Source organism: Paracoccus sp. MKU1, assembly GCF_001447385.1.
Lineage (GTDB): Bacteria > Pseudomonadota > Alphaproteobacteria > Rhodobacterales > Rhodobacteraceae > Paracoccus.
Map to the genome: position 1 here is coordinate 1 of NZ_LLWQ01000155.1, position 7,727 is coordinate 7,727.

General features: G+C 66.2%; 11 protein-coding genes. All 11 read right to left on the reverse strand.

Annotated features, from left to right (window positions below; all coding sequences use genetic code 11):
• A partial coding sequence (locus tag AQY21_RS11345; RefSeq protein WP_152988201.1) for a PQQ-binding-like beta-propeller repeat protein occupies positions 1-589 on the reverse strand: 589 nt, incomplete at its 3' end.
• A gap of 187 nt (positions 590-776) precedes the next feature.
• Complete coding sequence (gene fghA, locus AQY21_RS11350; protein ID WP_058097775.1) at positions 777-1,616, reverse strand: S-formylglutathione hydrolase; 840 nt, start codon at positions 1,614-1,616, stop codon at positions 777-779.
• A complete protein-coding gene (locus tag AQY21_RS11355; RefSeq protein ID WP_058097776.1) occupies positions 1,600-2,130 on the reverse strand; it encodes a GNAT family N-acetyltransferase in 531 nt (176 codons plus the stop codon). Before AQY21_RS11355 ends, fghA begins: the two co-directional genes overlap by 17 nt.
• A gap of 13 nt (positions 2,131-2,143) precedes the next feature.
• The gene (locus AQY21_RS11360) at positions 2,144-2,779 is read right to left on the reverse strand and encodes an ATP-dependent Clp protease proteolytic subunit (protein ID WP_058097777.1); all 636 of its coding nucleotides are present in this window, start codon (positions 2,777-2,779) and stop codon (positions 2,144-2,146) included.
• Positions 2,780-2,854: 75 nt separating this feature from the next.
• Entirely contained in the window at positions 2,855-3,982 is a 1,128-nt protein-coding gene (locus AQY21_RS11365; protein ID WP_058097778.1) for an S-(hydroxymethyl)glutathione dehydrogenase/class III alcohol dehydrogenase, read from the reverse strand.
• A gap of 99 nt (positions 3,983-4,081) precedes the next feature.
• Positions 4,082-4,666, reverse strand: coding sequence for an S-(hydroxymethyl)glutathione synthase (gene gfa / locus AQY21_RS11370; protein ID WP_058097779.1), 585 nt, complete (start codon positions 4,664-4,666; stop codon positions 4,082-4,084).
• Positions 4,667-4,756: 90 nt separating this feature from the next.
• Positions 4,757-5,110 carry a YbaN family protein gene (locus tag AQY21_RS11375; protein WP_058097780.1) on the reverse strand — a complete coding sequence of 118 codons (354 nt, stop codon included), beginning with the start codon at positions 5,108-5,110 and terminating at the stop codon, positions 4,757-4,759.
• A 1-nt stretch (position 5,111) separates the two neighbouring features.
• The gene (gene hemW / locus AQY21_RS11380; protein ID WP_058097783.1) at positions 5,112-6,296 is read right to left on the reverse strand and encodes a radical SAM family heme chaperone HemW; all 1,185 of its coding nucleotides are present in this window, start codon (positions 6,294-6,296) and stop codon (positions 5,112-5,114) included.
• Positions 6,297-6,304: 8 nt separating this feature from the next.
• A complete protein-coding gene (locus AQY21_RS11385; protein ID WP_058097781.1) occupies positions 6,305-6,679 on the reverse strand; it encodes a RidA family protein in 375 nt (124 codons plus the stop codon).
• Positions 6,672-7,277: an RdgB/HAM1 family non-canonical purine NTP pyrophosphatase gene (gene rdgB, locus AQY21_RS11390; RefSeq protein ID WP_058097782.1), complete on the reverse strand. Its 606-nt coding sequence runs from the start codon at positions 7,275-7,277 to the stop codon at positions 6,672-6,674. Before rdgB ends, AQY21_RS11385 begins: the two co-directional genes overlap by 8 nt.
• A partial coding sequence (gene rph, locus AQY21_RS11395; RefSeq protein ID WP_065169921.1) for a ribonuclease PH occupies positions 7,265-7,727 on the reverse strand: 463 nt, incomplete at its 5' end. The genes rph and rdgB, both read right to left, overlap by 13 nt.

A 7,727-nucleotide genomic window follows, 5' to 3' on the forward strand; every position in this document is an offset into this window, starting at 1 on the left:
CGCGCACGCCGTATTCGCCGCCCGAGATGCCGACCAGGACCTTGTCCTTGACCGGCACGACCGTCGCGGTCAGCGTCTCGCCGATGGCGGGATCGCCGACCTTGGTCGACCATTTCGCCTCGCCGGTCTTGGCATCCAGCGCCACCACCGTGGTATCGGCCTGGCCCAGCAGGATCATGCCGTCGGCATAGGACAGGCCGCGATAGACCGTGTCGCAGCACATCACCGCAATGACGTTCGGATCCTGCTGCGGCTCATAGCGCCACAGGATCTTGCCGCTGTCGTTCAGGTCCAGCGCAAAGACCTTGTTCGGAAAGGGGGTATGGACATACATGACGTCGCCGATCACCAGCGGCGAGCCTTCGTGTCCGCGCAGCACCCCGGTCGAGAACGTCCAGGCGACGCGCAGATCCTTGACGTTGTCCTTGTTGATCTGGTCCAGCGTCGAATATCGCGTGTTCGCGTAATCGCCCATCTGGATCGCCCATTGCTGGGGCTTGGCGATCTCGGCCAGCACGCTGTCATTGGCCAGCACCGCCGTACCGGACATGAGCAGCGCAAGGCAGGCGCCATTCATCAGGTTTTTCATGAATTTTCCTCCGCATGCCGGTGGTCGCGCCTCTCCTCATGCGCAAGCACCTACTGCTGGAAGGTTCGGACCCGGCCGCATTTGCGTCAACGCGGCCGGCGGGGTCATTGGACCAAAGTATTAGGTAAATTCGGCAATAGGTATGGGGCAATCGCCCTGCCCCATACCGCGGAAGGCGTCCTGCCGCCTAGCCCAGCCGTTCGGCATGCCAGCGGATATGGTCCGCCATGAAGGTCTGCACGAAGAAATAGCTGTGGTCGTAGCCCTGCTGCATGCGGAAGCTGCCGGGCTGGCGGCGCTCGGCCATGGCATGGGCCAGCGCCTCGGGTTTCAGCAGGTCGAGGAACTGGTCGCTCGCGCCCTGATCGATCAGCACCTCACCGGGATAGCCCTTTTCCCGCATCAGGAGGGTCGAATCGTGCTTCTTCCACGCCGCCTTGTCGTCGCCCAGATAGGCGGTGAACTGCTTGCGGCCCCAATCGGATTCGCTGGGATTGGCGATCGGAGAGAAGGCCGAGACCGAGCGATAGCGTTCGGGGAAAGTCATGGCGATGGTCAGCGCGCCATGGCCGCCCATGGAATGGCCGGTGATGCCCTGCGCCTCGCGGTCCAGCGGGAAGTTGTTGAAGACCAGCTCGGGCAATTCATGGGTGACATAGTGCCACATGCGGAAATGCGGCGCCCAGGGCGCCTCGGTCGCATCGACATAGAAGCCGGCGCCCTGGCCCAGATCATAGGCCTCGTCATTGGCCACCCCCTCGCCGCGCGGCGAGGTGTCTGGGAAGATCACCGCGATGCCGTATTCCGCCGCCCATTCCTGCGCGCCGGCCTTGGTCATGGCGTTCTCATGCGTGCAGGTCAGGCCCGAGAGATACCACAGCACCGGCACCTTGCCGTGCCGGGCGTCGGGCGGCAGATAGATGGCAAAGGTCATCGGCGTGCCGGTCGCCTGCGACTGGTGGCGATAGACGCCCTGAATGCCGCCGAAGCTGCGGTTTTCCGATACGGTCTCATAGGCCAGCGTCATGGGTTTTCCCTTCTGTCAGGTCGTGAAACATGACCAATGCGTCCACATAGCCATGCCGGGGGTGAAGAAACGCGCCCGGCAGGCGGCCGACAATATCGAAACCGGCTTTCTGCCACGAATGAACGGCATCGGCATTGGTCGCGACGACGAAATTGAACTGCATCGCCCGGAAGCCCTGCGCCCGCGCCCAGTCCTTGGCATGGGTGACAAGCGCGCCGGCGATGCCGCGGCCGCGCGCCTCCGGGTGGGTGGCGAAGCTGGCATTGGCGACATGGCCGGCGGGGCCGGGACGGTTGCGGCCGACATGGCTGGTGCCCAGCACCCGCCCGTCCAACTCGGCCACGAAGGCGGTGAAGGGCGCGGCGAACCAGTCGGCCAGCGCCTCGTCCCGCGAGATGTCGGGCGGGATGCAATAGGTCTCGCCCGCGCGATAGACCGGCTCGAGGATTGTCCAGATCGCCTCGTGATCGGCCGGCGTGGCGGGACGGATCAGGATGTCAGTCCCGCCCGCCATCAATGCAGGCCCGTCATTTCAGCTCGTCCACCGAGCGGATGACCTTGCCCAAGAGGCCATAGTCCAGCGCCTCTTGCGTGTTCAGCCAGAAATCGCGCTGGGTGTCCTTTTCGATCCGCTCGACGGGCTGGCCGGTGGCCTCGGCAAAGATCTGGTTCAGCCGGTCGCGCATCAGGCGCACCTGCTCGGCCTGGATCATCATGTCCGTGGACGTGCCGCCGATCCCGCCCGAGGGCTGGTGGATCAGGAAGCGGGTATTGGGCAGGCAGAAACGGTTTTCCTTGTCCGCGCCGACGAAGATCAGCGCCCCGGCCGAGGCGACCCAGCCCGAGCCGATGGTGCGCACGGTCGGGCGGATGAACTTGATCACGTCATGGATCATGTCGCCGGATTCGACATGGCCGCCGGGCGAGGAGATCAGCATGTTGATCGGGGCGTCGCTGTCCTCGGCCAGAGCCAGCAGGTGCGCCACGGTGCGCTGCGCCAGCTTGTCGGTGATCGGCCCGGCGACGATCACCGTGCGCGACTTGAAATAGAGCTTGCCGATCTTGTCACCCTCGGGCAGGCCGAGCCCCTCGTCCTTCTGGCCCTCCTGGCGGCGCTCGTCGTCATCGTCGTCATCGTCGTCCAGGTGGAAATGCTTTGCCATGATCGGTCCTTTCATGTTGACGGCGGGGCCGGTCGCCCGCCCCCGCCGTCCTTTTAACTAAGCAGGCCTTTACGATCAGTAAAGCACCACCGAGCGGATGGATTCGCCCGCATGCATCAGGTCGAAGCCCTTGTTGATCTCGTCCAGCGACAGGGTGTGGGTGATCATCGGGTCGATCTCGATCTTGCCGTTCATGTACCAGTCGACGATCTGCGGCACGTCGGTGCGGCCGCGGGCGCCGCCGAAGGCCGTGCCCTTCCAGACCCGGCCGGTGACCAGCTGGAACGGGCGGGTGCTGATCTCGGCCCCCGCCGGCGCCACGCCGATGATGATCGACTGGCCCCAGCCGCGATGCGTGCATTCCAGCGCGTCGCGCATCACCTTGACGTTCCCGGTGCAGTCGAAGCTGTAATCGGCGCCGCCGATCTGGTCGAAGGGCGTCTTGGTCAGGTTCACGATCTCCTGGACCACGTTCTCGCAATTCTTCGGGTTGATAAAATGCGTCATGCCGAAATGCTCGGCCATCGGCTTCTTGTCGTCGTTCAGGTCGACGCCGATGATCATGTCCGCGCCGGCCAGCCGCAGGCCCTGGAGCACATTCAGCCCGATGCCGCCCAGGCCGAAGACCACCGCCTTGGCGCCGATCTCGACCTTGGCGGTGTTGATCACCGCGCCGATGCCGGTGGTGACGCCGCAGCCGATATAGCAGATCTTGTCGAAGGGCGCGTCCTCGCGCACCTTGGCCACCGCGATTTCCGGCAGCACGGTGTAGTTCGAGAAGGTCGAGCAGCCCATGTAGTGATGGATCGGCGTGCCGTCGAGCATGCTGAACCGGCTGGTGCCGTCTGGCATCAGGCCCTGACCCTGGGTGGCGCGGATCGCGGTGCAGAGGTTGGTCTTGCCCGACAGGCAGGACGCGCATTGCCGGCATTCGGGGGTGTAGAGCGGGATGACATGATCGCCCGGCTTGACCGAGGTGACGCCCGGGCCGACCTCGACCACCACGCCCGCGCCCTCATGGCCGAGGATCGAGGGGAAGAGGCCCTCGGGATCGGCGCCCGACAGGGTGAATTCGTCGGTGTGGCAGATGCCGGTGGCCTTGATCTCGACCATGACCTCGCCGGCCTTCGGGCCTTCCAGGTTGACCTCCATCACCTCCAGCGGTTTGCCAGCCTCAAGGGCCACGGCGGCACGGGTTCTCATCTTCTCTTCTCCTTCATGACGGCCCTGGGCCTGTTGTTGTTCTCATGGCCTCGGGGGCCGGTAAACCGACCCCCGCCGTTATCGTGGCCTGCCGGGCCCTCAGGCCGCAAGAGCGCCGGACCGTTTGGCGATATGGGTGGCGATCGCATCCATCAGCGGCGGCGAAAGCGCATCATAGGGTTCCAGCCCCAGTTCGCGCAATCTGGCGCGGATCGCCTCCATGCGGCTGGGATCGACCCCCGATTCGATGATCGAGCTGACGAAGGCGGCAAATTCCGGCGCCGACCAGCCATCCTCGTCCGAAAGTTCGGTATGGACGAAATCCAGCCCGTAGAAGGGATGGTCCCGATTCTCGATCCGGCCATACATGTGCACGCCGCAATCGCGGCAGCGATGACGCTGGATCGGCGCCTCGGCATTGACGATTTCCAGCTTCTCGGCGCCTTCCAGCACTTCGAGCGCATCGCGGCTGACCACCGCCACCTGCGAAAAGATCGCGCCCTCGGGCTTCCAGCATTTGGTGCAGCCACAGACATGGTTATGTGCGGTCTGCGCCCGAACCGCGACCCGGACCGGGTTGGTGCTGCATTTGCAATGCAGCGTGCCGCCCGAAAACCCCGGCTGGGCGGGCTTGATGCCGTTATCGACGGCGGGGTGAATCTTCACCCCCGATGTGTCCACCATGGTCCTGTTCCTCCCCTCAGATCTATGCGCCGAGGTTCGCGCCATGACAGAGCCGGAACAAGTGGGCAAAAGGTTGTATTCCCTGGCGGCTCAGGCCTCCGGGCGGGTCACCAGCCAGGCGCCGATGGCGGTGCAGGCCAGCACCTGCGCGGCGATGAAGCGCGGATCGAGGCCCAGCCAGAACGCCCAGGCGACGCCGGCCGACATGCCGGCGACGGCCCAGATCTTGGCGGTGCGGCCGACGACACCGCGTTTGCGCCAGGCCCGGATCGGCGGGCCGAATTGCGGATGGCGCATGATGCGCGCGCCCAGCCGGGGAGAAGAGCGCGTGAAGGCCCAGACCGCGAGCAGCAGGAACGGCACGGTCGGCAGGACCGGCACGAAGGCGCCGATCGCACCCAGCGTCAGGGTCAGCCAGCCCATGGAGAACCAGAAATATCGCATCTTACTCCGCCAGTTCGCGCAGGATCGCATTGAGCACGGGGCGTCCCGACGATGTCGCGGCCAGCCGGTCGCCCCGCAGCGAGATAAGCCCCATTTCCATCAGATTCATCAGCCGACCCTGCGGCAATTCGGCGCCATGCGCCAGATAGCGCGGGATCTCCAGCCCCTCGACCAGCCGCAAGGACATCAGCAGGTATTCCAGCGCCCGGTCGGAAAGGCCCAGCAACTCGCGCTGGCTGTCGCCGTTGCCGCGCGCCTCGACCGCCTCCAGCCAGGCGCCCGGCGCAAGATGCGCCTCGGTCGCCCAGCGGCCGGCGGGCAGCGTCAGCCGGCCATGCGCGCCCGGCCCGACGGCGGCCCAGTCGCCCTGCCGCCAATAGATCAGGTTGTGCCGGCTTTCGGCACCGGGCCGGGCGTGGTTCGAGATTTCATAGGTCGGCATGCCCGCCGCCGCGCAGATCTCTTGCGTGTCCAGATACATGTCCGCGGACAGATCGTCGTCGGGCAGGCCTTTGAGCCCGCCTTTCGCGTGGCGGGCGCCGAAGGCGGTGCCCGGCTCGATGGTCAGCTGATAGGCCGAGAGGTGATCGACGGCCATGCCGAGCGCCTGGGTCAGCTCGCGCCGCCAATGGGCACGGTCCTGGTCCTGGCGGGCATAGATCAGGTCGAAGCTGACCCGCGTGAAACAATCCCTCGCGATGTCGAAGGCGGCGCGGGCCTCGGCCGCCGAATGCATTCGGCCCAGCCGGCGCAGATCTTCATCATTGAGCGCCTGCACCCCCATGGAGACGCGATTGACGCCGGCCTCGGCAAAGGCGCGGAAGCGGCCGGTCTCGACGCTGGTCGGGTTGGCCTCCAGCGTGATCTCGATGTCATTGGCAAAGGGCCAGGCGTCGCGCGCCGCCTCGATCACCCCGGCCACGGTCTCGGGCGCCATCAGGCTGGGCGTGCCGCCGCCGAAGAAGATGCTGTTCAGCACCCGGCCGGACACCTCGCGGCCCAGCCGGGCGATCTCGGCGCGATAGGCAGCCAGCCAGCGCGGCTGGTTGATGCTGGCGGCGACATGGCTGTTGAAATCGCAATAGGGGCATTTCGCGGCGCAGAAAGGCCAGTGGACGTAAAGCCCGAATCCGCCCGCCCGCCAATCTTCGGCAAGGGGGGCGGTGCTGGCGGCATGGGCTGTCATGGGCTGGTTCATTCCCGATAGGCGGTCACTTCGATCTCGACCTTCATTTCGGGTCTGATGAGCCCGGCGACAACCATGGTTGCGGCCGGTAACGCATCCTTCATCGCCTCGCCCAGCACCGGGGCGATCTCGTCCAGGATCGCCGGGTCGGTGATGGTGTATTGCACCCGCACGATATCGGCGGGCGCGAAGCCGGCCTCGCGCAAGGTGGCGAAGATGGTGGCAAAGGCGTTGCGCGCCTGCTCTGCGGCGCTGCCGGGCATGGCCATCGCCGCGTAATCGTAGCCCGTTGTGCCCGAGACGAAGCACCACGGACCCTTCACCACCGCCCGGCTGTAGCCGAGCGCCGATTCGAAGGGCGACCCGGTCGAGATCCTACGCAAAAAGCGCCTCCAGCTTGCGGAAGGCACGGGCGCGGTGGCTGATGGCATTCTTCTGCTCGGCCGGCATCTCGGCATAGGTCACATCGTGGCCATCGGGCACGAAGATCGGGTCGTAGCCATGGCCATGCGCACCACGCGGCGGCCAGACCAGCCGACCGGGCGCCACGCCCTCGAAGATCTCCTCATGCCCATCGGGCCAGAGCAGGATCAACGTGGCGCGGAACTGCGCGCTGCGCGGTTCGGGCACGCCGCGCTCGTCCAGCTCGCGCCAGGTGCGGGTCATGGCCTGCATGAAGTCGCGGCCCTGCGGGGTCTCGGCCCAGTCGGCGGTATAAACGCCCGGCGCGCCGTCCAGCCCATCGACGGTGATGCCGCTGTCATCCGCCAGAACCGGCAGGCCGGTCGCCTGCATGGCGGCGCGGGCCTTGATGCGGGCATTGCCGATGAAGCTGTCCTCGGTCTCGGGCGGCTCGGGCAGGCCCATCTCGCCCGCCGAGGTCACCTCAATGCCATGCGGGACCATCATGGCACGGATCTCCTCGAGCTTGCCCTTGTTGTGGGTGGCCACCAGCAGCTTCCTTTCGGTCAGCTTGCGCATGCGACGGCCTCGTTCTGGGCTCGGACCAGCTCGGCGATGCCGGATTCGGCCAGGTCGAGCAGTTGGTTCATCTCGGGGCGCGAGAACGTGGCGCCCTCGGCCGACATCTGCACCTCGATCAGCCGCCCTGCCCCGGTCATGATGAAATTGCCGTCGGTGCCGGCCTCGCTGTCCTCGGCATAGTCCAGGTCCAGGATCGCCTGCCCGGCATAGATGCCGCAGGACACCGCGGCGACATGGTCCATGATCGGGTCGCTGGTGACGATGCCGGCCTTCAACAGCTTGCTCACCGCCAGCCGCAGCGCCACCCAGCCGCCGGTGATCGCGGCGCAGCGGGTGCCGCCATCGGCCTGGATCACGTCGCAGTCGATGACGATCTGCCGCTCGCCCAGGGCACGGCGGTCCACCCCGGCACGCAGGGCGCGGCCGATCAGGCGCTGGATCTCCTGC

Coding starts and splice junctions, on each gene's coding strand:
- gfa (WP_058097779.1), bottom strand. CDS start 4,666: ATGGTGGACACATCGGGGGTGAAGATTCACCCCGCCGTCGATAACGGC.
- AQY21_RS11375 (WP_058097780.1), bottom strand. CDS start 5,110: ATGCGATATTTCTGGTTCTCCATGGGCTGGCTGACCCTGACGCTGGGT.
- hemW (WP_058097783.1), bottom strand. CDS start 6,296: ATGACAGCCCATGCCGCCAGCACCGCCCCCCTTGCCGAAGATTGGCGG.
- rdgB (WP_058097782.1), bottom strand. CDS start 7,277: ATGCGCAAGCTGACCGAAAGGAAGCTGCTGGTGGCCACCCACAACAAG.
- fghA (WP_058097775.1), bottom strand. CDS start 1,616: ATGACGCTGGCCTATGAGACCGTATCGGAAAACCGCAGCTTCGGCGGC.
- AQY21_RS11355 (WP_058097776.1), bottom strand. CDS start 2,130: ATGGCGGGCGGGACTGACATCCTGATCCGTCCCGCCACGCCGGCCGAT.
- AQY21_RS11360 (WP_058097777.1), bottom strand. CDS start 2,779: ATGGCAAAGCATTTCCACCTGGACGACGATGACGACGATGACGACGAG.
- AQY21_RS11365 (WP_058097778.1), bottom strand. CDS start 3,982: ATGAGAACCCGTGCCGCCGTGGCCCTTGAGGCTGGCAAACCGCTGGAG.